Annotated in this window: 18 protein-coding genes; 11 read left to right on the top strand and 7 right to left on the bottom strand. The window is 70.4% G+C overall.

Features of this window, described 5'->3' with window-relative positions; all coding sequences use genetic code 11:
* Nucleotides 1-8 precede the first annotated feature (8 nt).
* From P1V51_17325 to P1V51_17295, 7 genes are all read left to right on the top strand, one after another.
* Entirely contained in the window at nt 9-2735 is a 2727-nt protein-coding gene (locus tag P1V51_17325; protein MDF1564807.1) for a carboxypeptidase regulatory-like domain-containing protein, read from the top strand.
* Between the two features lie 30 nt (nt 2736-2765).
* Nucleotides 2766-3548: an energy transducer TonB gene (locus P1V51_17320; GenBank protein MDF1564806.1), complete on the top strand. Its 783-nt coding sequence runs from the start codon at nt 2766-2768 to the stop codon at nt 3546-3548.
* A gap of 29 nt (nt 3549-3577) precedes the next feature.
* The gene (locus P1V51_17315; GenBank protein ID MDF1564805.1) at nt 3578-4273 is read left to right on the top strand and encodes a MotA/TolQ/ExbB proton channel family protein; all 696 of its coding nucleotides are present in this window, start codon (nt 3578-3580) and stop codon (nt 4271-4273) included.
* Between the two features lie 9 nt (nt 4274-4282).
* On the top strand, nt 4283-4702 hold the full coding sequence (locus tag P1V51_17310; protein MDF1564804.1) for a biopolymer transporter ExbD: 420 nt from the start codon (nt 4283-4285) through the stop codon (nt 4700-4702).
* A gap of 18 nt (nt 4703-4720) precedes the next feature.
* Nucleotides 4721-5188 (top strand): biopolymer transporter ExbD, encoded by a 468-nt coding sequence (locus tag P1V51_17305; GenBank protein MDF1564803.1) that lies wholly within the window; start codon nt 4721-4723, stop codon nt 5186-5188.
* Between the two features lie 46 nt (nt 5189-5234).
* The gene (locus P1V51_17300) at nt 5235-7124 is read left to right on the top strand and encodes a potassium transporter Kup (protein MDF1564802.1); all 1890 of its coding nucleotides are present in this window, start codon (nt 5235-5237) and stop codon (nt 7122-7124) included.
* Between the two features lie 95 nt (nt 7125-7219).
* On the top strand, nt 7220-8020 hold the full coding sequence (locus P1V51_17295) for a diguanylate cyclase (GenBank protein MDF1564801.1): 801 nt from the start codon (nt 7220-7222) through the stop codon (nt 8018-8020).
* Here the strand turns inward: P1V51_17295 and P1V51_17290 are convergent.
* From P1V51_17290 to P1V51_17280, 3 genes are all read right to left on the bottom strand, one after another.
* Nucleotides 8017-8967 (bottom strand): hypothetical protein, encoded by a 951-nt coding sequence (locus P1V51_17290; protein ID MDF1564800.1) that lies wholly within the window; start codon nt 8965-8967, stop codon nt 8017-8019. The two genes, P1V51_17295 and P1V51_17290, sit on opposite strands and share 4 nt — an antisense overlap.
* 73 nt (nt 8968-9040) lie before the next feature.
* Nucleotides 9041-9904 carry an alpha/beta hydrolase fold domain-containing protein gene (locus P1V51_17285; GenBank protein ID MDF1564799.1) on the bottom strand — a complete coding sequence of 288 codons (864 nt, stop codon included), beginning with the start codon at nt 9902-9904 and terminating at the stop codon, nt 9041-9043.
* Nucleotides 9905-9914: 10 nt separating this feature from the next.
* Nucleotides 9915-11813, bottom strand: coding sequence for a phospholipase D-like domain-containing protein (locus tag P1V51_17280; protein ID MDF1564798.1), 1899 nt, complete (start codon nt 11811-11813; stop codon nt 9915-9917).
* Nucleotides 11814-12147: 334 nt separating this feature from the next.
* Here P1V51_17280 and P1V51_17275 point away from each other — a divergent pair, with 334 nt between their 5' ends.
* Together P1V51_17275 and P1V51_17270 are read left to right on the top strand one after the other, a co-directional pair.
* Nucleotides 12148-12648, top strand: coding sequence for a cupin domain-containing protein (locus P1V51_17275; GenBank protein MDF1564797.1), 501 nt, complete (start codon nt 12148-12150; stop codon nt 12646-12648).
* Entirely contained in the window at nt 12645-13589 is a 945-nt protein-coding gene (locus P1V51_17270; protein ID MDF1564796.1) for a hypothetical protein, read from the top strand. Before P1V51_17275 ends, P1V51_17270 begins: the two co-directional genes overlap by 4 nt.
* On the opposite strand, the gene trpS is transcribed toward P1V51_17270, so the two are convergent.
* Nucleotides 13575-14612 carry a tryptophan--tRNA ligase gene (gene trpS, locus P1V51_17265; GenBank protein ID MDF1564795.1) on the bottom strand — a complete coding sequence of 346 codons (1038 nt, stop codon included), beginning with the start codon at nt 14610-14612 and terminating at the stop codon, nt 13575-13577. The two genes, P1V51_17270 and trpS, sit on opposite strands and share 15 nt — an antisense overlap.
* A gap of 93 nt (nt 14613-14705) precedes the next feature.
* On the opposite strand from trpS, the gene P1V51_17260 reads away from it, so the two are divergent.
* Together P1V51_17260 and P1V51_17255 are read left to right on the top strand one after the other, a co-directional pair.
* Nucleotides 14706-17564 carry a hypothetical protein gene (locus P1V51_17260; protein MDF1564794.1) on the top strand — a complete coding sequence of 953 codons (2859 nt, stop codon included), beginning with the start codon at nt 14706-14708 and terminating at the stop codon, nt 17562-17564.
* Nucleotides 17561-19708, top strand: coding sequence for a radical SAM protein (locus P1V51_17255; GenBank protein ID MDF1564793.1), 2148 nt, complete (start codon nt 17561-17563; stop codon nt 19706-19708). Before P1V51_17260 ends, P1V51_17255 begins: the two co-directional genes overlap by 4 nt.
* Before the next feature lies 1 nt (nt 19709).
* Here the strand turns inward: P1V51_17255 and P1V51_17250 are convergent, their stop codons facing one another.
* From P1V51_17250 to P1V51_17240, 3 genes are read right to left on the bottom strand one after another with little or no spacing between them, the layout of a single operon-like run.
* Nucleotides 19710-21149: a nitrogenase component 1 gene (locus P1V51_17250; protein MDF1564792.1), complete on the bottom strand. Its 1440-nt coding sequence runs from the start codon at nt 21147-21149 to the stop codon at nt 19710-19712.
* The gene (locus P1V51_17245; protein ID MDF1564791.1) at nt 21146-23515 is read right to left on the bottom strand and encodes a nitrogenase component 1; all 2370 of its coding nucleotides are present in this window, start codon (nt 23513-23515) and stop codon (nt 21146-21148) included. Before P1V51_17245 ends, P1V51_17250 begins: the two co-directional genes overlap by 4 nt.
* A complete protein-coding gene (locus tag P1V51_17240; GenBank protein MDF1564790.1) occupies nt 23515-24339 on the bottom strand; it encodes an AAA family ATPase in 825 nt (274 codons plus the stop codon). Before P1V51_17240 ends, P1V51_17245 begins: the two co-directional genes overlap by 1 nt.
* Nucleotides 24340-24601 lie beyond the last annotated feature (262 nt).

Raw genomic sequence — 24601 nt, 5'->3', positions numbered from 1 at the left:
CTGCCATCATGAAGACGATCAGGTTTTCTGGCGCCATTCTCCTTGCCGTGCTCCTCGCGAGCCCGGCGTTCGCCTCGGTCCAGACCGGACAGGTAGAGGTCTACGTGTCCGGTCAGGACGGCATGCCGGTCGCCGGCGTGAAGCTGACCCTCTCGGGTAAGAACCTCATCGGTAAGCGGGTCGTCACCTCGAACGAGGACGGCGAGGCCCGCTTCAAGGAGATTCCCCCGGGGACCTACTCCGTGGGCTCCGAGCACGACCTCTTCCGGGACATGACCACCGAGGGCATCGAGGTCCAGATCGGCCGCACGGCCACCCTGGACCTCATCCTCGAGCCGCCGGTCGCGGATGAGGCCGAGGCCGTGGTGGTCAAGGGCAAGATCCCGATGGTGGACGTCGAGAACACCACCACCGGTGAGGTCGTCACCACCGAGTTCGCCAACACCGTCCCGACCGGCCGGTCCTACCAGTCGATCGCCAACCTCACGCCTGGCGTGAGCGGCGGTGGCGGCAACCCGAACGTCGCGGGCAGCAAGCAGTACAGCAACCAGTACCTGCTCGATGGTGTGAACATCACCGACCCGGTGACCAACACCTTCTCGGCGAACTTCAACTTCGACGCGATGGAGTCGGTCGAGGTCCTCACCGGCGGCCGTGACGCCGAGTACGGTCAGGCCACTGGCGGCATCCTCAACATCGTGACGAAGAGCGGCTCGAACGAGCACCACGTGGACGGCTCCATCTATTACGAGGCCGGCCAGCTCTCGCCCTACGACGACAACGAGATCCCGCAGGACAACACCATCATCCAGAGCAACGTGAACCTGGGTGGCCCGGTGATGAAGGACAAGCTCTGGTACTTCATCTCCGCCGAGCTTCCCTACGCGGCCGTGCGTCCCTCGCGGACCAGTGAGCAGCTCGGGATCTTCCCGGATCAGGAGGGCCTGAAGCCGCCGCCGCGGACCTTCTTCGGCCTCTATGCCCTGGGCAAGCTGACCTTCATGCCCACCCCGACCCAGACCTACCAGCTGCTCTTCCAGACGGATCCCACCTCCATCCGGAACACCAAGCAGCAGCCGACCACCCACCCGGACGCCGAGCGCCGGCAGTGGCAGGCGGGCATCACGCTGATGGGGAACTCCAAGATCTTCCTCCAGCCGCAGATGCTCTGGAACACCAGCGTCTCCTTCAAGAGCCAGCGGCTCTACATCACCCCGGTCAGCCTGGACCTCGACACCTCGGGTCACACCAACATCGACACCGGCACCGACACCATCAACGACACCCAGTGGGTCGACGACAAGCGCTACCGCCTGCAGCTCTACTCGGCGCTCTCCTACGACGTGGACGACATGATGGGCCGGCACCAGTTCAAGGCCGGCATCGACGCCTCCATGTCCTGGAACAGCGTCTTCCAGTCCATCCCCGGTGGTGAGTACTTCACCGACAGCGGCGTGGACCCCAACGATCCCAACGCCATCTCCGGCGCCGGCCTCCCCTATCGGAAGACCGAGCTGGTCGAGGCCCAGGACAACCAGCTCTTCGGCGACATCGTCTCGGTCTTCGCCCAGGACGTCTGGAAGCCCTTCGGCGGCCTCACCGTTCGCCCGGGTCTGCGCTTCGACTCCTCGCGGATGCGCAACTACGAGGGTGAGGCCCAGATCATCGTCAACACGGTCAGCCCCCGCCTCGGTCTGGCCTGGGATCCCTTCGGCGACAAGAAGACCGCCATCCGGGCCGGCTACTATCAGTACGTCGACACCGGCTACCTGGCCCTCTCCGACTTCGCGGGCGCCCGCGAGATGCGGACCCGGACCTGGCAGTACAACCCGATCACCGAGGAGTACGACATCTTCCTGTACTCCCAGGGCGGCTCGGATCCGACGACCACCGGCAAGGACTACCTCAAGGAGCCCTTCAACCAGCAGCGCCCCCGCGCCCACGAGTTCATCCTCGGCCTCTCCCGGGAGCTGGTGGACGATCTCTCCCTCTCCGCGGACCTGATCTACAAGACCAGCGTCAACGTCTGGGAGGACGACGAGGTCAACGTCATCTGGAACGAGCAGGGCGACGCGGTCGTCGGCTACGTGAACGGTGAGCCCAACCACCTCTACTCCCTCGGGGCCCTCGAGGGCGCCTGGAACCGCTACATCGCCCTGCAGCTGACCCTGAACAAGCGGCTGTCGAAGAACTGGCAGATGATGGCGTCCTACGTGCTGTCGAAGTCCGACGGCACCTCGCCCGACTACTCCCTCCTCGACGTGGCCTTCGACCGGCCCCGCCAGCGGGAGTTCGAGCAGGGCCTGCTGCCGGGCCACCACGCCCACGTGCTGAAGGTCTACACCTCCTACAAGCTGCCCAAGGGCATCTCCATCGGCGGTGAGGTCTATTACCAGTCCGGCGGCCCCTACAACCGCTACTACTTCAACAGCTTCTTCAGCGACTACTGGGATCGCCGCTCGCCGCGTGGCTACGACTACGACGCCGAGGGGAACCTCGTTCCGCTGCGGATGCCGGCCCTCTTCACCCTCGCCGCGCGGATCGGCTGGGATCTCGAGGAGCTCACCGGCCAGAAGATCCAGCTCTACTACGACGTGTTCAACCTGCTGAACAACCGGGCGGCCGTGGCCTATGAGACCCGGAACCTTCCCGCGGGCGGAGCGACCCAGTTCGGCGACGTGATTGACACCTTGGACCCACTTAGTATGCAATTTGGGCTGAGGTTCCGTTACTAGCATTGCCAGTAGAGGTAGTTTCCCCCAGCCATGATGTTCGACGGTTTCGTTCAGCCGAAGGCCAAGGGGGGACTTGGCCGCCGCCTGGTGGCGGCGGCCATCGCCGTGGGGGTGCACGCTGCCCTGGCCGGGTGGCTCCTGATGGAGCCCTCGGTCTCGGAGGCCGTGGAGGAGGTGGACGTCCCGGTGGTCTTCTACCGGGCGCCGCCTCCGCCGCCGCCACCCCCGCCGCCCAAGGCGAAGATCCGGCGGAAGAAGAAGCCGAAGACGCCCACGGTGATGGTTCAGCCGAAGATCGAGCAGATCAAGCCGATCGAGCGGCGGCCGGATCCGGAGCCCGAGCCCGAACCCGAGCCCGAGCCCGTCGAGGAGGAAGAGGACGGCGGTGACGACGACGGCGTCGAGGGCGTCGAGGGCGGCGTCGAGGGGGGTGTCGAGGGCGGCGTCGTCGGCGGCGTGGTCGGCGGCCAGGTGGGGGGTGTGCTCGGTGGGGTGCTCGGCGGTGAGCTGGGCAGCCAGGAGCCGGTCCGCCTGAAGAAGGGGATGATCCCCCCCAAGCCCGTACCGGGGGCCTGCCCCGAGCCGGAGTATCCGCGGATGCTCCGCGAGGCGCGGGTCACCGGAAGAGTGGTCCTCCTGGTGGGCGTCAAGCAGGACGGCACCGTCGGAGAGGTCAAGGTCCGGTCCGGCAACGAGGCGCTGGCGCACGCCGCGGTTCAGGCGGCGAAGAAGTGCCGCTATCAGCCGGCCAAGTTCGAGGGCCAACCGGTCTACGTCTGGTTGCCGGTGCCCTTCGTTTTCAAGCTCGAGTAAGGCAGCGAGAGCACGAGCAGGAGAAGAGCATGGAGTTCGAATTCTCACACATGTGGGCCGCGATGGGCCCGGTCGCGAAGGGCGTGGTCTACACCCTCCTGCTGATGAGCGTGGGGACGCTCGGGGTCGGCATCGAGCGCGCCCTCGCGTTCATGCGTGCCGCCGGCGAGTCCAAGCGCTTCGCCCTCGAGATCCGCGGGCCGCTCGACGACCGGCAGTTCGAGACCGTCGGTGAGACCCAGAAGCGGTACAAGCGCAGCCCGCTGGCCCAGGTGGTCGGCGCCGGCGTGAGCGAGTACGATGACGGCTTGAAGAAGCAGGCCGCCGGAGCGACCTACGATGTCGTCGAGGCGGCGACGCGCGCCTCCGAGCGCTCGATCGACGCCGAGCTGACCCGGCTGCGCCGTGGCCTCGGCATCCTCGCGACCGTCGGCTCGACCGCGCCCTTCGTCGGTCTCTTCGGCACGACCTTCGGCATCATCAACGCCTTCCAGGCGATGGGCGGCGGCGCCGGTGACCTCGCCACCATCGGCCCCGGCATCGCCGAGGCGCTCCTGACCACCGCCTTCGGCATCGCCGTGGCGGTCATCGGCGTGTGGTTCTACAACGCCTACACCGCCAAGGTGGACGGGATCGGCGGCGCCCTGGTGGCGGCGAAGAACGAGATCGTCGACTACCTGATCAAGGATCAGGGTCGCGCCGGCGCCGCGGGCAGCGAGAGCTAGGCCGGGACGATGCAGGCCGGCGCTTCGGGCGGGGGCTTCCAGGCCCAGATCAACGTCACCCCTCTGGTCGACATCGTCATGGTGCTGCTGATCATCTTCATGGTGGTCACGCCCATGATGCAGAAGGCCAAGGCCGTGCAGCTCCCCGAGGCCAAGCACGTGGTGAAGGGGAAGGGTGAGCGCGAGCAGCTCTTCGTCATCGTGACCGCCGACGGGGAGCTCTGGCTGGATCAGGATCCCGTGATGAAGGAGGGCCTGGTCGAGGCGGTGAAGGATCGCCTCTCCTTCAACCCCGGCATCGAGGTCGTGGTGAAGGGCGATCGCAGCCTCGACTACGGCAAGGTCCGGGCAGTGATGCTCGACTGCCGCAAGGCCGGGGCAGCCCGGGTCGTGATCGCCACCAAGGAACGCAAGGAGGAGGACGCCTAGCGTCCTCGAGGATCCTAGATGGCGATGCAGCTGGGAGGAAAGGGCGTCCAGTCCGAGATCAACGTCACGCCGCTGATCGACGTGGTGCTGGTGCTCCTCATCATCTTCATGGTCGTGACCCCCACCCTCGAGCTGCGCTTCAAGCTCTCCCTCCCCGAGACGGACGATACCGAGCTCGAGGAGGACATCCCCCCCGAGATGCTCCCCCTTCTGGTCAAGCTCCACCAGGACGGGTCCATCGACCTGAACGGCGAGCGGGTGGACGAGGCCATGCTCCGGGAGCGCCTGCGGCTCGCCCTGCGCGGGCGGGACGACAAGGTGGCCTTCTTCGATGCCGAGGACGGCGCGAACTTCGGGCTGGCCGTCGAGGTCATGGATCTCTGCCGCGCCGCGGGCGCCAAGCACATCGGCATCGTCGACCCCGAGGCCCTGGGCGCCGAGCTTCCGGTGGCCCCCACGGAGCCGGCTCCCACTCCGAACCCCTGATCCGAGCGGATCGAGGGCCTGCCGGGGACGATTCGAGGCTCAAGCGATGTCAGACGAGACCGCCAAGGGCAACAAGTCGCCGAAGAAGCTCTTCATCACCAGCCTGACGGCGCTGGGGGTGGTCTTCGGTGACATCGGCACCTCCCCCCTCTACGCCGTCCGCGAGTGCTTCCACGGCCCGGCGGCGGTGCCGGTGACCCCCGAGAACGTCCTCGGGGTGCTCTCGCTGATCTTCTGGTCGCTGATCATCGTCATCTCGATCAACTACCAGCTCTACGTCCTGCGGGCGGACAACCAGGGCGAGGGGGGCATCCTGGCGCTGATGGCCCTGGCCCTGCCGACCCCCGAGTCCCGGGACAAGCGCTGGATCCTGGCCCTGATGGGCGTCTTCGGGACCGCGCTCCTCTACGGGGACGGCATGATCACCCCGGCGATCTCGGTGCTCTCGGCGGTCGAGGGCCTGGAGATCGCGGCCCCCTCCCTCGCGCCCTACGTGATCCCCGGCGGCATCGGCATCCTGGCGGGGCTCTTCCTCTTCCAGCGGAAGGGGACGGCCAAGGTGGGCGCCGTCTTCGGGCCGATCACCCTGGTCTGGTTCGTGGTGATCGCCGTCCTGGGCCTGAAGGAGGTGATCGCCAACCCGAGCGTCATCGCGGCGCTCAACCCCATGTACGCCTGGGACTTCTTCGCCATCAACCGGATGGAGGGCTTCCTGATCCTCGGCGTCGTCTTCCTGGTGGTCACCGGCGGTGAGGCCCTCTACGCCGACATGGGGCACTTCGGCCGCTTCCCGATCCGCACCGCCTGGTACGTGGTGGTCTTGCCCTGTCTGCTGGCCTCCTACTTCGGGCAGGGGGCGCTGCTCCTCCACTCCCCCGAGGCGGCCTCCAACCCCTTCTACCTCCTGGCCCCGACCTGGGCGCGCTTCCCGCTCATCGTGCTGGCGACGGCCGCGACGGTGATCGCCTCCCAGGCGTTGATCTCCGGGGCCTTCTCCCTGGCCATGCAGGGGATGCAGCTGGGCTACTTCCCCCGGATGAAGATCGTCTACACCAGCGCCGAGCACAGCGGACAGATCTACGTGCCAGCGGTGAACTGGCTGCTCTTCGTCGCGGTCATCACCCTGGTGGTCGGCTTCGGCTCCTCCAGCGGGCTGGCGGCCGCCTACGGCATCGCGGTCACCACCACCATGCTGATAACCAGCCTGCTGACCTTCGTCGTCGCCCGGGAGCAGTGGAGGCTCTCGCTCTGGATCTGCGGGCCACTCCTGCTCCTCTTCGGCTCGATCGACGCCTCCTTCTTCGGCGCCAACATCGTGAAGGTCGCCGACGGAGGCTGGATGCCGCTGACCATCGCCGCCGTCATCACGGTCATGATGACCACCTGGCGCCGCGGCCGCACCCTGGTCGCCCAGCGCCTGGCCCAGCTGGTGGTGCCCCTCTCGGTCTTCCGGATGGACGTCCGCGACCACCCGCCCACCCGGGTCCCGGGGACCGCGGTCTTCATGATGGGGCGGGACGAGGGCGCGCCGCCCGCGCTGTTGCACAACCTCAAGCACAACAAGGTGCTCCACCAGCGGGTGGTCCTGCTGACCATCAAGTCGGTGGCCGTGCCCCACCTCTCCGACCGGGACCGGGTGGACGTGGTGGAGGTCGATCCGGATCTGCACCGGGTGACCGCCCATTATGGCTTCATGGAGAAGCCAGAGGTCCCCAAGATCATCGAAGCCTGCAAGCGGCAGGGGCTCGACATCAGCGGCACCGCCACCACCTTCTTCGTGGGGCAGCAGCACCTGATCTTCCGGCCTGACACCCACTTCGCTCGCTGGCGCCAGGCGCTCTACCTCTGGCTGGCCAAGAACGCCCGGGGGGTCACCGACTACTTCGAGCTGTCCCCCAACCAGGTGGTCCACCTCGGGGCGATGCTCGAGGTCTGAGCTTCCCGGGCCGCGCTCCGGGAGCGTAGACTGGAGCCATCGCTCGGAAGCTCACACGCGCCGAGCTCGAGGCCTCGCTCCCGGCCTTCGAGCAGATGGACGACCCTGTGATCTGGGTGTCGTCCGAGTACGAGGTGCGCTGGGGGAACACCTCCGCCGGCGAGGTCTATGGCCCTCCGGCGGGGACCTGCCACGGCCTCGTCCACGGCGACGATCGCCCCTGCTTTCTCCGCGGTGAGCTCTGCCCCCTGCGAGAGGCCCAGGAGAAGGGCAGGGCGGCCTCGGTGATCCACGCCTACACCGATGCGGAGGGCGTGACCGAGGTCTTCCGGGTGACCTGCCTGCCCCTCGAGGACGGCGGGGGGCTGGAGGTGCACCTCGCCCTGGACCAGGGGGTGGTGCGCGACCCCCTGGTGGGCCTCTACCGGCGGGAGATCTGGCGGGAGGTGGTGCTGCGGGAGCAGGCCCTGCTCCAGCGTGAGGACTGGCCCTTCAGCCTGCTCTACCTGGACGTCGACCACCTCGGCGCCTTCAACGACACCGTCGGGCGCTCGGTGGGGGACGAGGTGTTGCGCCGGATCGGCCGGCTGATCCTGGGATGCAGCCGGCAGGCCGACGTCGCCGGTCGTCACGCCGGGGAGGAGCTGGTGCTCTTCCTCCCGAACACCCGCTCCCGGGAGGCGCTCGGGGTCGCCGAGCGCATCCGGCGGGGGGTGGAGTCGATGGCCATCGAGACCGAGAACGGTCTGGAGTCCATCACCGTCAGCGTCGGTGCGGCCACGGTCGAGGCCGCGACCCCGCTCGGCCGCGCCCTGAAGCTGGCCGCCGACGCCGCGGCCCAGGCCAAGGCGGGCGGCCGCAACCGGGTCGTCCTCGACCCGAGCAGCATGGCCTAGGCCAGATCCCGGTTCACGGCCGGGAGATCGGAGCCGTTGCGCAGGGCGAGGTAGAGCCCGCAGAGGATGAGCTGCGAGAGGCCCGCCGAGACGATGATGCCGATGCCGCAGGCGAAGATGCCCAGCATCGCCACCAGCCCCGCCACGAAGGCGACCCCGAAGGTGCCCAGGCGGTGCCCGTCGACCAGGGCGAAGGAGCGCTTGATGGCGTCGATCGGGCCCACCTCGTCGTCGAAGGCGAGCTCCATCTGCATGAAGTAGAAGCCCAGGGAGACCCAGATCAGCGGGAAGAGGACGAGCAGGAAGGCGCCGCCGGCGATGGCCAGCACGACCTCCTCCGAGTCCTGCAGCCCGGCCAGGAAGATGATCCCCGCGATGATGCCAGCGTAGACGGCCAGGGGCACCACGATGATCAGGCCCATGACCAGGAGCTGGACCAAGAGCTTCCCGACCTTGGCGAACTGGGTGAAGAGCAGGCCGAGGTTGGCTGGCTTCCCCATCAGGACGTCGATGCAGAGCAGGTAGAAGCCCAGCTGGATCACGCCCTGGATCAGGGACTGGGCGAAGGAGAAGATCAGGCTCAAGCCGATCGAGGCCTCCACGCTGCCCGCGGAGGCGACGCCGGCCTGGATCACCTGGGAGACGACGTTGAAGACCATCGTGACGCCGAAGATGATCAGCATGCCCACCGAGATCATCAGCCACTCGGGCTTCCAGCGCTCCCAGGAGATCGAGAAGATCTGATCGAAGCTCCAGTCCTCCCGGCTCAGGGGGAAGGTGCCGCCGCCGGTGCGCGCGACGCAGTCGGGGCAGGTGTCCTTGAACCCGCCCTCGGTGCACTCGGAGCACATGTAGGCGCCGCAACGCTCGCAAGTGCGCTGCGCGTTACGCTCGGGGTGCTGGGCGCAGACCGCGCCGCCCATGTCGGAGCCCATCGGATTGCTCATCTACGATCCTCCCTGGTGTCCGAGTCGCCGGACGCAGCCGCAGCCTACCGTCTGACGCCCGCGGTCGCCATGCTCAGCGCAGCAGGCCGCGCAGGGCCTCGAGGGTCCCCGGGTCGTCCCACAGGTCGTTGTGGTGGCGGCCGGGAAGCTCGTGGTAGCGCACCCGCTCCCCGAGGGCCTCGGCCAGCCGGCGAGCGTGGTAGACGGGGATCACCTCGTCGCGGTCCCCGTGGACGATGACGATCGGGGGCGTCAGCTCGGGGGCCAGCCGCTCGCTGCGGTAGCTGTCGGTCACGGCCCAGCCCACGGGGATCACCGGCACGTGATCGTCGAAGACCCGGGACATGGAGGTGTAGGGGGAGAGCAGCCCCAGCCCGGCGGGGGGGCTCCCCTTGCGGGCGAGCGCGGCCGCGAGGTGGATCGCCACCCCGGTGCCCAGGCTCTGACCCAGGATCACGAGGCGGTCGGGCCGGACCCCGTGCTCGGCCTCGAGGTGCGCCGCGAGGGTCTCGGCGTCGGCCAGGAGGTGCTCCTCCTTCGGCCTGCCCCCGGAGCCGTCGTAGCCGCGGTAGGCGAAGGTGGCCAGGCCGATCCCGGGCTCCGGGGCCAGCTCCTGCAGCACCGTTCGGTTCGAGAGCAGGCTCATGGCGTTGCCGCCGAAGAAGAGGATCCAGCGGGGTGCCTCGTCCGCCGCCGCGCGGGGGGGACGGACCAGCCCGCGCAGGACGATCCCCTCGGCGACGGGCAGCTCGGCGGCCTGCCAGGCCCCCACCGCGAGCGCCGCGGGGTCCGCGCGGGTCGGGTGGTAGAGGAAGGAGCGGCAGGCGCAGGCGACCAGCAGGGCCGGGCCCAGGGTCACGAGGAGGGTGACCACCAGCCCGATGCGGAAGGCCGAGTCCATCGTTCGCCGGAGGCGGGAGGAAGGGGGGGGCGCCACCCTTCGACTTCTACCGGCCGGGCGTGGGCGAGGAAAGCTCCCAGCTCACCGGGCCGAGCCGGCGCAGGGTCTGCTGAGGGCTGCGGATCACGTCGTCGGTGGCGACGGCGTCGATCACCCGGCCGGCGGCGTCCCGGAGAAAGACCGGGGAGGAGCCGCCCAGCGGGCCCTCGAAGACCACGACCCTGCGCTCCCCCGGGGCCAGGACACCGGTGAGCCGAGAGACGGATTCGAGATCGGTGAGCTCGAAGCCGACGAGGGCGATGGCCTCGGGGCCCTGGTTCTCCACCTCCACCCAGGCGGTGGTGCCCTGGGCGACCTCGGTGATGGCCAGGGCCGGCATCGCGTCCTGACCCACCGACTCGGAGTCGCGCATCACCGCGGCGATGGCGCTCTCGGCCATGGCGGCGAGGCGGCCGCTGCGGACGACGAGCATGGTCTCGTCGTTGCGGGTCTCGGCCCGGTTGGTGAAGTTGTAGGAGCCCAGGATCACCACCGCGTCCGGGGTGCCGCCGTCGATGACGATGAGCTTCTGGTGCATCAGCATCGCGTGGGGGCTGCGGCGGACGTCGAGGCCGGCCTCCACCAGGCGGCTCCACTCGGAGCCGGTGCGGCTGGCGTGGAGCCAGTCGATGGCGCCGTGCACCTGCACCCCGGCGCCCGCGCGCTCGAGGAGGGCGTCGCCCACGCGGTCCTCGGTGAGCCCGAAGGCGAGGAAGTGAATCGAGCGGCGAGCCTTCCCGAGCTCCGCGAGGATCACCTCGAGGACGCCGCCCTGGGGGCTGGTCAGGAGGCGCAGCTCGGTGCCGTCGACGAGGTGCCGCTCCTGCTCGGTCTTGCGCTTCCAGACGCCGAACTTGCCGGCCATCATGTCGTCGACCTGCCGCTCGAGCTCCCGGGCCAGGGAGGCGCTGTCGAGCTCGAGGGCCGAGTCGGCGGAGTGGTTCATGGTGGGGTTGTAGGAGCCCAGCCAGACGTAGCGCCGGTCGGAGACCAGGAACTTGTCGTGCATCTCGGAGGAGCGCTGGTCGGGGACGATGTCCATCCCCGCGGCGAGGAGGGCCTCGTAGCCGGCGTAGTAGTCGGCGCGCTCGTCGAAGAAGGTGGTGTCGGTCACGATCCGCACCGCGACGCCCCGCTCGTGGGCCGCGAGCAGGGACCGCATCACCTCGGGGTGGTTCATCTGGTAGATGGCGCAGTCGAGGGTCTGCTCGGTGGCGTCGATGAAGTCGACGAGGGCCGCGACCGTCTCGGCCTCGTCCCAGTCGTGGGTGAGGTGGAGCTTCAGGCGCTCGCTGGGGGCGTGGCGGTTGCGCCGCCCGGGGCTCCCCTCGCGGGTGAGCCGCCAGCTGGTGGAGACGTCGTCGAGGAGGGGCGCGCGGCGCTCGCGGGCGTAGCCGCGGAGGGTGGCCCTCGGGCCCACGCGCTCGAGGACGAGCCCGGACGCCGCCCGCAGGATCACGGGATCGGAGGCCGCCAGCCCGTTGCCCAGCGCCCGGTCGGAGACCGTGTAGACGGCCGCCTCCGGAGGCAGCGGATCGCGGTAGTCGGGATCGACGATGACGCCGTAGCCGAAGGCCTCGAGGTGGGTCGGGCCGCTGCGGTGGATCAGGGTGTCGACGCTGTCCTCGTCGTCGAGGAGGAGGCCCTCGAGGCTCACCTGCAGGGGGCTGTCGTTGTAGACCTCGACGTACTCGCCGCTGCGGTCGTCGGCGGGGGTCGCCATGACCTCGGTGATCCGCAGGGAGAGCTCGAAGGTGGCGTCGGCCTTCCCGCCCCGCTCGAGGGCGCCCCGCTGCACTCCCTGCTGGGTCGTCCCCGCGCCGCTCCCGCAGGCCGCCTGGCCCAGGAGGAGGGCGGCAATGATGAGGGAGAGGAGGCGAGAGGAGAGGGTGGCGGTCCGCGTCATGGCGGGGGCCCTTCGCAAGGGCCGTGCCTGCCCGATCGAGCAGGGCCTCGGTGCCCCAAGTACCTGATCACAGGTTATTTTCCGTCCGAGGGCGTCCAGCAAATGATCGATCGAGAGTGATCCCGTCTATGATCTGATCGGGGTCGCCAAGATCCCGGGATCACGCGACTTTGTCCCGGTGCGGCGAGGACCCCCGGAATGCGTCCAGGATCTGATCGCGGCCTGCTCCGGCGAGGTGGGTCGCGGTGGGCCCGGGGTGCTAGAAGAGGGTACGGGACGTCCCCGGACGAAGGCCGGGCGGCGTCTCGCTCCCCCCAGGAACGAGGAGTCGTCGATGAGCGAGAAGAAGGACAGGGTGATCAACGAGCGGGACCTGGAGTGGACCGAGGTCGATCGCGAGGACCGCTTCCGCTTCCGCCGCAAGCAGCTGGCGCTGGCGGCCGGTGGCAAGGAGCTCGGCTGCAGCATCGTCGAGGTCCCGCCCGGCTGGCGCAGCTGGCCCTACCACTTCCACCACGGCAACGAGGAGGCGATCTACGTGCTCGAGGGCAGCGGCGATCTGCGCCTCGCCGGCCGCAAGCAGCCGATCACCGCCGGCGACTACGTCGCCTTCCCCCGCGGCGTGCAGGGGGCCCACCAGATCCACAACACCTCGCAGAAGGACCTGCGCTACCTCGTCTTCTCGACGATGAACGCGCCGGACATCACCGTCTATCCCGACTCGGGGAAGATGGGTCTCTTCGCCGGCACGGCGCCGGGGGGCAGCGACGAGGGCCGCACCCTCTCCCGCTACGTGCCCGACGGAGTCGAGGTCGCCTACTGGGAAGGCGAGTGAGCGAGGGCCCCGAGGGCGGGGGCAGCCGCTTCCTGCCCCACGAGGACCTCCTCGGGCCCACCCGCCGCGCGGTGGCCGAGGGTGACACGGGGCTCGCGGCGGCCGCCTACCTGCGCATCGCCCGAGGCAACCGGGGCAAGGTCGCCGCCCAGGCGCTGGCGGAGCTCGCCCGCCTGCACCTCGAGGCGGGCCGGGCCGAGGAGGCCGGCAAGCGGGTGGCCGAGGCGCTCAGCCACGACGGCAAGAACCCGCTGGCCCTCGCCCTCCACGCCGCCACCCTCGCGTCGCAGGAGCGGGAGAAGGACTTCTACCGCATCGCCGAGCGCTGCCTGCCCGGGGTGGAGGTCCAGGAGCGGGAGCAGCTGATGGATCTGGCCGCCGACCTGCTCCTGGAGCGGCGAGCCTACGGGCGCTTCGCCACCCTCGCCCGGGCCGCGGTGGCGGGGCTCTCCCCCGAGGAGGTCAGCCCGCTCCTCGCCGGCGCCGTGGCGGTCGCCGCCCAGCGCAGCCCGAGCCTGCCCGCCGTCGAGGCCTTCGCCCTCCTCGAGCCCGTGCTGGGCCGGGCGATGCCGCTGGCGCTCCACGCCACGCTCCAGAGCCTCGGGGCGCACCTCCTCTGCCAGATGGCCGACGAGCAGATCGCCGCGGGGGACGGCGCCCGGGCCTACCACCTCTTCGGCCGGGCCATCGAGCTCGATCCCGAGCTCGGCAGCGCCCGGGTGGGGCAGGGGAGGCTGCTGCTCTCGCTGGGCCACCACGAGGAGGCCGTGGAGGTCGTGAAGCCCGCCCCGAGCATGGTCGGGGGAGGGGAGGCGGCCTGGGCGGTCCTGGGCCGCGCCTTCCTCGAGCTGGGCAAGCACCACCACGCCCGGGTCTGCGCCGAGCGGGCCGGGCCCTGGGCCCGGCGCGATCGCGACCTCTGGCGCCTACTTCACGAGTAGGGCGGAGGTGTCGCCGCCCACGCCGGCGGCCTCGACCACGGCCTCCCAGACCGGCCGGGCGATCGCCCGCGCGCGCTCCGCGCCGGCGCTCAGGATCTCGACCACCCGCTCGGGGTTCTGCTCGAGCTCTCTGCGGCGCTCGCGAGCCTCGTCGAAGAAGCCGTGGAAGCGCTCGAGGAGCTCGAGCTTGTAGTGGCCGTAGCCCTTGCCGCCGGTCCGCCAGGACGCGAGCACCTCGCCGTAGGCCGCCTCGTCGCAGAAGAGCTTCAGCAGCGGCAGCAGGGTGTGGGGCTCGGGCTTGGGATCCTCCACGGCGGTGGAGTCGGTCTTGATCCCCATGATGCGCTTCTTGAGCGGCTTGTCCGGGAGGAAGAGCTGGATGTCGTTGCCGTAGGAGGAGGACATCTTCTCGCCGTCCACCCCGGGGACCACGCCGGCCTCCTCGAGGATCAGCGGATCGGGGAGCTTGAGGATGCCGGGCACGCCGCTCGCCTCGCCCCGCGGATCCTGGGGGTCGTAGCCGGGCTGGAAGGCGACGTTGAACTTGGTGGCGATGTCCCGGGCGAACTCGAGGTGCTGCTTCTGGTCCTTGCCCACCGGCACCGCGTCGGAGCCGTAGAGGAGGATGTCGGCGCTCATCAGGACCGGGTAGGTGAAGAGCCCCGCGTCGGCGGGGATGCCCCGGGCGGTCTTGTCCTTGAAGCTGTGCCCCCGCTCCAGCAGGCCCATGGGGGTCACGGCGGAGAGGATCCAGGTGAGCTGGGTGATCTCGGGGATGTCCGACTGGCGGAAGAGGATGGCCCGCTCCGGATCGAGGCCGAGCGCCAGGTAGTCGAGCGCCAGGCCCAGGGCGCGCTCGCGCAGGGTGGCGCCGTCCCGCACCGTGGTCAGGGCGTGGAGATCGGCGATGAAGTAGAGGGCCTCGTCGGCCTCGTCCTGGTAGCGGATGAACTGCTGCACCGCACCGAAGTAGTTGCCGAGGTGCAGCGCGCCGGAGGGCTGGATTCCCGAGAGGATACGCATGGGCGCCGCTGTTACCATCGATGGGCGTGGGGCGACAATCGTGGCCGTCGGTTCCGCTGTACGGGGGGGGCGTGCGGCCCTATCATCTTGCCGGTGGGGCGCATGCTGCTCATCGAGATGATCGCGGTCGACCGCTTTCATCGCTCACTCTCCTTTCCCTTCCTCGCCGGCTACCTGCGGGACGCGGGCGTCGCTGTGCACTGGCGCCGCTTCGGGCTCGACGCGGCGGCGCGCAGCCGGCAGGAGGAGCAGGGCTACGGGCTGGAGCCCGACGAGCTCGCGGGCCTGGCCGCGGCCCTCGAGGACACGCCCCCCACCGCCATCGTCTCCAACCTCGAGCCGGCGCCGAGCCTGGTGGCCTGGCTGGAGGAGCGCTGGCCCGGAGCCCAGGTGGCCTTCCTCCAGGAGGGGAGGACCAGCGAGGGGGCGGTGACCCTGCGGGAGCTTCCGGCCAACCCGGTGGAGCTGCTGCGCTTCGTCGCCCCCGAGGCCCCCGTCGAGGATCCCAACGTCTCCCTCTTCGAGGGCGTGCGCCCCTTCTTCGGCTGGGAGGCGGGCAACGCCGCCGCCGACGCCGCGCCCTCGCTCCCCTTCCTCATCTGCGGCGAGGAGTGCTCCTACCGCAAGACGATCCGCCGTAACCCCTTCTTCGACGATCTCGATCTCTCGGGCTGCGACTTCGCCGGGGGCTGCACCTTCTGCGAGCGGCCCACCGAGCGCGTGCGCTGGGAGGTGGATCCGGTGGGGCTCTTCTCCACCCAGATCGACGCGCTGGTGGAGACCCACCGGCCCTGGCGGGAGCGCCTGCAGGTGCGGGCCGTGGGCGAGCCCATCCTGCGCAACATCGAGGCGGTGGTCGACGCGCTCCTCGAGCGGGATCCCCCGCCGGTGGCGCTGCTCCTCGACGGGCGCTCGGACACCATCCTCCGGGTGCAGGACCAGCTGCGCTCGGCGCTCAAGAAGCTGGCCGGCAGCGAGCACCGCCTGGAGCTCTCCCTGGTCGGCATCGAGAGCTTCGTCACCGAGGAGCTCGACCGCTTCAACAAGGGCCTGGGCTGGCGGGAGAACCTGGGGCTGCCCCTGCTCCTGCTCGAGCTGGAGGGCGACTACCCGCGGCACTTCGGCTTCCGCGAGCACGGGGGCCTCTCCCTCCTCCTCTTCTCTCCCTGGACCCGGCTGGAGAACCTCGCCCTCAACCTCGCCATCATCGAGCGGGGCGGGCTGCACGAGATGTGCGGCAAGATCCTCACCAGCCGGCTGCGGCTGCGCCAGTCCCTCCCCCTCTATCCCCTCGCCGAGCGGGACGGACTGCTCCGCGACGCCTACGACGACGCGTCGCTCGACACCGCGCAGCGGAACTTCTACGCCGAGGAGCACCCCTGGGCCTTCGCGAACCCGGGGGTCGAGCTGGTCAGCCGGCTCTTCCTTCGCCTCGCCGACGGGATCCACAACGCCGAGGGGCTGGGCCGGCTGACCGAGCTGGTGAGCGACAAGCGCGCCCGGGGCGAGGTGCACATCGCCCAGGCCCTGGTCGACGCGGCCATCGAGGATCCCGGGGCCGACGAGGAGCGGCTGATCCAGCTGGCGCGGCCCTACCTCGCGGGCGACGCCATGACCCGGGAGACGGAGGTCCCCGGCGAGCCGGAGCCGCAAGGAGAGGGGACCGAGATCCACGGCGAGAGCTTCGGCCCGCTCTTCCCGATGCTCGAGGGCATCAAGCCGGTGCTCCGGGACGAGACCGAGGGGCTGGCCGAGCAGGGCTACACCCTCGAGGGGCTCGAGGCCGAGGGCCTCACCGTCCTGCGGCGCGTGGGCCACAACACCGGCCTGGTCCGGGAGGAGGTCTTCGTCGGCCGGGATCCCGAGAAGGTCGCCGAGGCGCTGCGCCTGACCGAGGAGATGGACGCGGCGCAGGACGACACGCTCTGGGGCGAGCTCTCGGCGCAGGTGGGGGTGCTGCTGGGCTACCCCGAGTGCTGCGGCCGGCGCTTCTCCAGCCACAACCCCTACCTGCGGACCTCCTATACCTGGCTGCACCTCCTGGGGCGCCTCGAGGCCGAGGGAGAGGTGAGCTGGCTGATGAACCCCGGCGGCAACGCCTACTTCCAGCACATCCCCTGCAGCCTGAACTGCGAGGAGACCCGGCGGTTCGCCGAGGCCGTCCACGCCCGGGCCGTGGAGAAGGAGAGCCCGGCGGCCATCGACGCCTTCCGGCGGCGGCTGGAGAGCCCCTGGCTGATCTTCCTCGACGGCCAGGGAGAGGCGCTGCAGCTCGTGACGGACGAGGACCCCGCCGCCGATCGCTTCTCCTTCCGGGCCGGCGTCGTGGCGGGCTCCCACCCCCTCCTGCGCCGGGCGGCGCGCGGCGACACGGTGGTGCAGGACGAGCAGAACCTCTACGTCCTGCGAGAGGGCAAGGTGCAGGTGGCCCTCGGCGGCCGGGCCTTCATCTGGTCCCACGCCGCTCCGCCGCGCCAGCGAGACTTCCTCCGCATGCTCCTCGCGCTGCGCTTCGCGCCCCGCTCGGCGGCGATGATCGATCTGGGCTCGGAGGTGGGTAGCGCCGACGAGGAGACCTACCGCACGAACCGGATCGTGGGTGGCCCCGAGGAGGAGGAGGGGCGCCACCTCGCCGCGCTCCTCTCGCAGATCGTCGAGGTCGCGGCGCGCAACGACCGCCGCTTCGGGGGCTACGCCCTGAGCGCGGCCCGGCACCAGGGCGAGCGCTGGGCGCAGGTCACCCTCGAGCGGGCCGGCGAGGCGCTGCTCCTCGACGTCGCTCGGCAGGCCCCCGACGAGCCCTCCTACCTGCGGGTGGGGCCGCTGGGGATCTCTCATCCCCACGACTCACCCATCGACACGCCGGCGAGGGATCGCGCGGCCCGCGCCTTCGCCCGCTACCTCGAGGCGGCGCTGAAGAAGCTGGGGCGCACCGAGGGGCAGCGCTCGTGAGCCTGCCCACGGCGCTGGCGGGCACGAGGGTCGTGCCCTGGGTGCCCTTCCGCCTGGGAGAGCAGCTCGGGGGCGGCTGGTGGATCGACACCCTGGAGCTCTCCGACCGGCCGCGGCTGGAGCTGCGCCGCGGGCTCGACTCGCGGCTGCGGATGATCCTGCGCGCCGAGGCGCCCGAGGCCGGCGCGGCGGCCGCCGTGCCGGTGGGCGACGCGTGGCTGGAGATCCTCCCCTCGGCGCTGCCGCCGGTGGCCCACGCCCTGGCGATCGAGGCCCTGGTGGCGCGCATCGTCGAGCGGGCCGGCGAGGCGGGCGTGCGCGCCTGGCTCGGCCGCCTCGGGCAGCGCAGCGCCCTGCGCCTCGATCTCGGCGGCGGCCGGCGGCGCGCGCCCGGCGATCTGCGCGATCACCTCGCGCGGCTGGTCGCGGAGCTGCAGGTGCGGCACGAGGCCGGCGCGGTGGAGGTGCGGATCGGCGCGGACGACCTGGACGCCGAGCTCTGGACGGCGGTGCGGATCTTGAGCGAGGGCGGCGCCGACCTGATCCGGATCTCCCTGCGGGCGAGGACCTTCCTCTCCCGCGGCCGCCTGAAGCTGGACGAGGACCTCCTGCGCCTCGTGGACCTCGAGGTCGTCCTCGAGGCCGGGCGGGAGGGCGGCTCCGGGCTCGAGGGCCTGGACCTCCGGCGCCTCGGCGGCTTCCTGCGAAAGATCCTCGAGCAGGAGAAGCGGCCCCGGGTGGTGCTCTGCGCCGAGCCGGTGGACGCCCGCAACCCCGAGCAGGTGATGGCCCTGGCGGCCGCCGTGGCGGCGCGGCAGTGCGAGCCCCTCCACCTGCGGCTGCCCGAGGTCCCGGACGGCCAGGGCCTCGACGACTTCCTGCCCCTCCTCGCCCTGGGCGAGGCGAGCCCCCGCCTGCTGCAGACGAACGTCCCCGCCGCCCGGGTGCCGGCCGGGGCCCTCCCGGCGGTGGTGGCGCCGACCTGGCAGGACCAGGCCCGGCTGCTGCTCACCGGCCGCCCCGAGGCCCGCCTCCAGCTCACCGAGATCCTCCCGGCCGAGGCGCTCCCCGCGCTGCCCTGCGTGCTCCCCTGGGTGCGCCTGGAGCACAACAGCAGCGGCATCTACGGCCCCTGCTGCGCCGACTACCTCGCGCAGTACGTCGAGGCGCCCACCGGCGCGGAGCCCGAGACCCTCTGGCGCGGCGAGTACCTCCAGCGGATCCGGCGGGCCGTGGCCTCGCCCGGCCACCCCGAGACCTGCTCGAAAGACTGCCCGGTGCTGGCGGGCGGCACGGCCCGCCCTTCCTCGGTGATCCTGCGGGGAGGCCCCGGCGCGGCGGTCGAGAACCAGATCGCGACCATCGAGGCGATGCTCGAGGGGAAGAGCGAGATCGAGACGGTGCCCTTCGAGCTCTGCCTCGCGGTGACCAGCCATTGCAACTACGACTGCATCATGTGCTGCGTGAACCGCCAGGGCCCCGAGGACCAGCTCGGGCCCACCTTCTACGCGGGCCTCGCGGGCTGGCTCGACCGGCTGCTGATCCTCGACGCGAACGGGGGAGAGCCCCTGGCCTCCAGCCACTTCCGGGACTTCCTGGCCGGGCAGTCCTTCGAGGAGGTGCCCCAGCTGCGGGTGCACCTCACCACCAACGGCTCCTACTTCGCGCCCGAGGTCCTCGAGCGCTACCTCCGGGTGCCCTTCTCGGCCCTGACCGTCAGCCTCAACGCCGCGAGCGCCGAGACCTACGCCGCGGTCAACAAGGGCCTGGCCTGGGAGCGGATCCTGGCCTCCCTCGAGGGGCTCCTGCGGGCCTCGCGCGAGGGGCGCTTCGCCGGCTCGATCCGCTACAGCTTCGTGGTGCTCCAGCAGAACCTCCACGAGCTCGCGGCCTTCGCGCGCCTGGCCCGGGAGCACGGGGTCGGGGTGCGCTTCCTCCTGCCCACCGGCAACCGCAACGAGACCAGCATCATGCTGGACACCGCCCGGATGGAGCAGGCCCGGGACCTGCTGCGAGAGGCCGTCGATCGCCTCCACGGCGGCAACGCCCCGCAGGACCGCGCCGACATCGCCGGCATCCTCAAGGTGATCGAGGCCCGCCTCGCCTCCGGCGAGCTCGCCCCCCTCGGCGAGGACCAGGGCTGAGCTAGGCGGTCGGCGCGAGCCGCCGGACCTCTTCCTTCTTGCGGCCCTCGTCCTGCCCGCCGTCCCCGGCGCCGCCCTTCATGTACTTCGCGTGGTGCCGGTAGAGTTCGTTGCGCCGGGTGGCGTTGGTCCAGGAGTCGACGAAGGCGAGGAAGCCCTGGAAGCCCAGGAAGGGGCGGTCGTAGAGGGCGTGGGTGTAGATGGAGGGGAAGCCCAGCTCCACCGAGGCGATCTCGGGGCCCACGTTGGCTCCCTCGCTGTTGGCGACCAGCAGGTCCACGCCCAGCCGGTTCATCGCCTCGGAGAGCTGCCGGCTCATCGCCATCTGGCGCGGCCCCACGATCAGCTCCACCCCGGAGCCCAGCTTCTCCGCCAGCTTCCGGGCGTGGTGGGGGTAGTTGGTGATCACCGCCACGACCAGCTCGGCGCCCACCACCTTCAGGGCCTGGTGCATGGCCTCGGCGAGGTGGGGATCGCCGACGAAGCCGACCTTCCGGCCCTGCAGCATGAAGGGCTGGATCCACTCCAGGGAGGGGATGACCTCGGCCAGGCCTCGATCGAGGACCGAGGGGAGACGATCCTCGGTGCCGGTGGTTTCGGCGATCAGGCGGAGCATCTGCTCGGTGGCCTCGAGCCCGAAGGGCAGGGGGCTCTCCACCAGCTTCGCTCCGGTGCGCCGGGCGACCCGCTTCGCCGCGCGCCGCCCGTAGGGGAGGCTCACGACCACCCCGGCGTCCTTGACCGCGGAGAGCTCGTGGAAGCGGCGGCCCTCGAGCCAGATGCTGGTCACCTCGACCCCGAGGCCCTCGATGAGCTCCCGCAGGTGGCGGACGTTGCCGCGGTTGTCGCCCTCGTTGCGGTCGAAGAGGTTGCCGATGAGGGCGACCTTCTTCGGATCGGGCTCACCCCCCTCGAGGGGGAGGGCCTTCGCCAGGCCCTGGAGCACCTCGGCGTAGCCGTCGAGGAAGTCGCCGGAGAGGGACTTGCCGGCGATCGGGACGATGGTCTTGCCGGTGGCCTCGCCGACCTCGCTGCAGAGGCGGTCGTAGTCGGCGCCGGTGATGAAGGCCATCGGCATCGAGGTGAAGAGCAGGCCGTCGACGTGGTCGCGGGCGGCCATCCGCTGGAGGAACTCGGAGAGCTCCCGCTCGCGGGAGGCCGTCATCTCCACCGGGTGCAGCGCGGTGTTGGCCACGCGGTGGTAGCCCGAGACGCTGGTCAGCGTGGAGAGCCAGTCGTGGTTGCCCTGCACGTACTGGGTCTTCATGTGGATGCAGTCCGGGCCCTCGACCAGCAGGTAGGTGTCCTCGATGGCGTTCACCCCGAGGAAGATGCCGATCATGTAGCTCTGGACGACGGGCTGGGAGAAGTCGGGCTCGGACTCGCCCGTACCCTGCGGGGGCTCGTTGGGGAGCACCGGAAGTGCCTTGGACTCGCTCATGCCGCGGCCTCCTCGTCGCTCTTCTGCGCCGCGCCTTCCGGGTCCTCGGGCGCGGGCGCCGGCTCGGGCCACTCGTGGAGGGGATCCCGGATGCCCTCGGTGGTGCGGTGGAGGTAGCGACCGTACTTGCGGAAGAAGGGGGTGCCCTGCACCTGCAGGAGGCGCCGGCCGGTGCGCACGGCCCCGGCCAGGCCCATCTCGAAGTGCTGGAGCGAGAAGCGGTTCTTGCCCGCCTCGCCGACCCGCCAGTCGAAGAAGTGGTTGGTCAGGAGCGCGCCGCACTCGCTGGCGGCGAGCACCTCGCGCATCTCGGCGAAGCTGGAGAAGGGCACCACCTTGCTGCCCTGCGCCTCGTCGAGGAGGGGCAGGATCTGCTTGCCGAGCCGCTCGGCGGCCTTCTCGTTCCGGGCGGCGAGGAAGACCTCCAGGCCGAAGCCCATCTCCTGCGCCATGCCCGCGACCGGGATGCCCCAGGTCTGGGAGGGGTCGAGGATGTACTGCAGCTCCTCGCCCCGGAGCACCATGCCCAGGTTGTTGCCCGGGCAGCGCTCCTGCACCTGAGCCCAGCCCTCCTCGTGCGCCGCGCAGAGCTCCGCCCAGCGGGCCTCGAAGTCGATCTGGAGACCGAGCGCGTCCACGACGGCCTTCAGCCAGGCGCGGCTCCCCTCGAAGCCGAAGGGCGCCGGCGGCGAGATCGAGGGGATCCGCGAGTCGCGCTGCACCTGCTCGTAGAGGTGGTTCCAGAGGCTGTTGGGGTAGACGATGTTCAGGGCGCCCCGGGGCAGGGCCTCGAGGATCTCCACCTCGAGGGCCGGGAGGAGGCGGGTGTTCACCCGGATCCCCACCGCGCCGAGGAGCAGCTCGACCTCGCCGAGCGCCCGGCCCTCGGTGAAGCCGATGAGGTTCACCGAGTGGGGATCGGGATCCCCCGCGCTCGCCTCGGCCTTCAGCCGGGTGTTCACCAGCAGATCGACGAGGACGTCGTTCATCGATTTGGGGGTCACCGTCAGGTAGAGGATCGGGAAGTCGGTCTTCTTCCGGAACTCCTTGACGATCGACTCGACGTCCTCGCCGGTGACGGTGGGGACGCAGGTGTTCGCCACGAAGAGGGGCTTCTTCTCGGGGTTCGGCCGCTTGACCACCTGCTCCATCACGGCGCGGAGCTTCTCGGGGGCGCCGAGGATGACGTCCTGCTCGCCGAGGTCGGTGGCGACCATGGAGTCGTTGGGGTCCCAGGGCTTCTCGACCTTCTCCACGCGCTCGGCCATCGGCACCCCGATGTTCCGGACCCGGTCCTCCCAGGGGAAGTCGACCATGGTCACGACCTGAGCGTTGGCGTGCGGGTTCACGAAGAGGCACTCGAGGTCGCAGTGCTGCACGTTCCGGGAGAAGCGGGAGATGTCCACCGAGTCGAGCTGGCCGCGGGCGATCTCGCCGCCGGCGAAGAAGTCGGCGTAGGAGTCCTCGCCCCCCCAGGTGTCCAGGAGGTTGTCCGGCCGATCGTTGTCCGCCGAGGGCATCGCCTCTCCGGGCGAGCCCAGATCCAGGTCGTCCAGGAGGACGCCGGCCAGGTCGTTCATGCCCAGGTCGTGGAGGCGCTGCGGGGCGACCCGCCCGATGGTCTCGGCCAGGAAGTCGGGGATGTCCTTGGCCTGGTAGGTGATCACCAGCTTCGGCGTGGTGACGAAGCCCTTGATCTCGGGATCGCGACGGAAGATGGCGAAGCGGATGTCGCGGCCCTCGTCGGTCTCGACGCCCAGCTCGATGTGATCGTCGAACCAGCCGAGGGAGGACACGCCGAAGGGGGGCGGGGCGTCGTCGAGGCCGAGGAACTTGTCGAAGCGGATGCGCGAGGTCTGGCCGCCCGCCCGGCGGGCGCCCTTGAGCTGCTTCTCGTGCTCGCCCACCTCGTCGTCGACGGCCGGGGCGCCGCCGGAGGAGGGTGGGGGACCGGTGCGGTCGCCGCCCCCGAGGCCGGCGGGGAGGCCCTCGCGCAGCTCGGGGTCCTCGGCCAGGGAGCCGGCGATGCGCGCGAGGTCGGCCGGGCCGAGGCGAGCCTGGAAGGCCGCCGCGAGGCGCTTGGCGAGCTTGCGGGGCATCTCGTCCCCGCGGTAGCGCAGCACCAGGTGCTCGGTGGCCGCGAGGCCCTCGAGGCCGCCGGTCTGCTCGACGATCTCCAGGATCACCTGCTTGCCCGGGCCCACCCCGAGGAGGACCTCGAGGTGATCGTCGATCCAGCTCACGACCCGGATCGCGAAGGCCGGAGGCGCCTTCTCCAGCCCGAGGGCGTGGGAGAAGCGGAGACGGGAGAGCTTGCCGCCGGTCTGGCGCTGCCCCCGGAGCCGGTCGAAGGCCTCGCTCGCCATCACTGCCCCCAGGTCCGCATGAACTCGTAGAGGACCCCGTCTTCCATCGGCGTGGGCAGGGGGGTGTCGCTGACGTCGATCGTCTGCAGCACGCCGGCCAGCGCGGTCAGCCCCTCGGCCGAGGCCGAGTCGGGCGCGAACTCGACGATGGTCTTCTGCTCGCGCTCGGCCTGCATGATGCGCTCGTCGCGCTGCACGACGCCCAAGATCTTGGTGTTGATCTCCTTGGCGAAGTGCTCGATGTGCGAGTAGTCGACGTCCTTGCCGCGGAGGTTGACGATCAGCCCCGCGAGGACCACGCCGTTGCGGTGGTAGCTCACCACGGCCCGCGCGATGTTGTTGGCCGCGAAGATGGCCATCGGCTCCTCGGAGACCACGATGGCGACCTTCTCGGCGAAGCCGCTGCGCAGGGGGGCCGCGAAGCCGCCGCAGACGACGTCGCCGAGGACGTCGAAGATGACGACGTCGTAGTTGCCCTCCTCGAGGAACTCGACCTCGTCGAGGTACTCGATGGTCCGGGCGACGCCACGCCCGCCGCAGCCCAGCCCGGCCGGGGGGCCGCCCGCCTCACAGGCGTGGATGCCGTGGCGGCCGATGTTCAGGATCTCGGTGGTGGCCTCGGCGTGGGGGTTGTTCCCGAGGACGTCGAGGATGGTGCGGACGTCACCGGCCTCGGGCTCCAGCAGCCGGATCGCGGAGTCGTGCTTGGGGTCGCAGCCCACGTGCAGGACCCGCTTGCCGCTCATCCCGAAGTGCGCCGAGAGGCTGGTGGCGACGACGGACTTTCCGACGCCTCCCTTTCCGTAGATCGCGATGCGTTCCATGATCGTTGGTGGTCCTTGCTCCGCCGGGCGAGCAGGATCCCAGGAGCCCGTCGTCTCTACGGACCACGTGCACGAGGGTGCTCCCCCACGGGTTGTCGGGCAGTCGTTCTTCTCTTCGGATCACCCGGCGTGCGGGCTCCCCTTCTTTTCGGTCACTTCCTGGTCCCCACCAACGAAGCACGACCGCTCTTCGATCGTGGGCTCGATATTACTCGCTGGGCCGGGCGCAGAAAATGCCGAAATCCTTCGGGTGACCCGGCCC

The sequence above is a fragment of the Deltaproteobacteria bacterium genome, from assembly GCA_029210625.1.
Taxonomy (GTDB): Bacteria; Myxococcota; Myxococcia; order SLRQ01; family SLRQ01; genus JARGFU01.
The sequence above is the reverse complement of the archived record's forward strand: the minus strand, read 5'-3'. Positions and strand labels throughout refer to the sequence as shown.

Bases quoted from the DNA above. Each gene is read 5' to 3' on its own strand.
- P1V51_17250 (MDF1564792.1), bottom strand. From the start codon at position 21,149: ATGAGCGAGTCCAAGGCACTTCCGGTGCTCCCCAACGAGCCCCCGCAG.
- P1V51_17325 (MDF1564807.1), top strand. From the start codon at position 9: ATGAAGACGATCAGGTTTTCTGGCGCCATTCTCCTTGCCGTGCTCCTC.
- P1V51_17315 (MDF1564805.1), top strand. From the start codon at position 3,578: ATGGAGTTCGAATTCTCACACATGTGGGCCGCGATGGGCCCGGTCGCG.
- P1V51_17295 (MDF1564801.1), top strand. From the start codon at position 7,220: ATGGACGACCCTGTGATCTGGGTGTCGTCCGAGTACGAGGTGCGCTGG.
- P1V51_17240 (MDF1564790.1), bottom strand. From the start codon at position 24,339: ATGGAACGCATCGCGATCTACGGAAAGGGAGGCGTCGGAAAGTCCGTC.
- trpS (MDF1564795.1), bottom strand. From the start codon at position 14,612: ATGCGTATCCTCTCGGGAATCCAGCCCTCCGGCGCGCTGCACCTCGGC.
- P1V51_17300 (MDF1564802.1), top strand. From the start codon at position 5,235: ATGTCAGACGAGACCGCCAAGGGCAACAAGTCGCCGAAGAAGCTCTTC.
- P1V51_17305 (MDF1564803.1), top strand. From the start codon at position 4,721: ATGGCGATGCAGCTGGGAGGAAAGGGCGTCCAGTCCGAGATCAACGTC.
- P1V51_17320 (MDF1564806.1), top strand. From the start codon at position 2,766: ATGATGTTCGACGGTTTCGTTCAGCCGAAGGCCAAGGGGGGACTTGGC.
- P1V51_17245 (MDF1564791.1), bottom strand. From the start codon at position 23,515: ATGGCGAGCGAGGCCTTCGACCGGCTCCGGGGGCAGCGCCAGACCGGC.
- P1V51_17280 (MDF1564798.1), bottom strand. From the start codon at position 11,813: ATGACGCGGACCGCCACCCTCTCCTCTCGCCTCCTCTCCCTCATCATT.
- P1V51_17275 (MDF1564797.1), top strand. From the start codon at position 12,148: ATGAGCGAGAAGAAGGACAGGGTGATCAACGAGCGGGACCTGGAGTGG.
- P1V51_17310 (MDF1564804.1), top strand. From the start codon at position 4,283: ATGCAGGCCGGCGCTTCGGGCGGGGGCTTCCAGGCCCAGATCAACGTC.
- P1V51_17290 (MDF1564800.1), bottom strand. From the start codon at position 8,967: ATGAGCAATCCGATGGGCTCCGACATGGGCGGCGCGGTCTGCGCCCAG.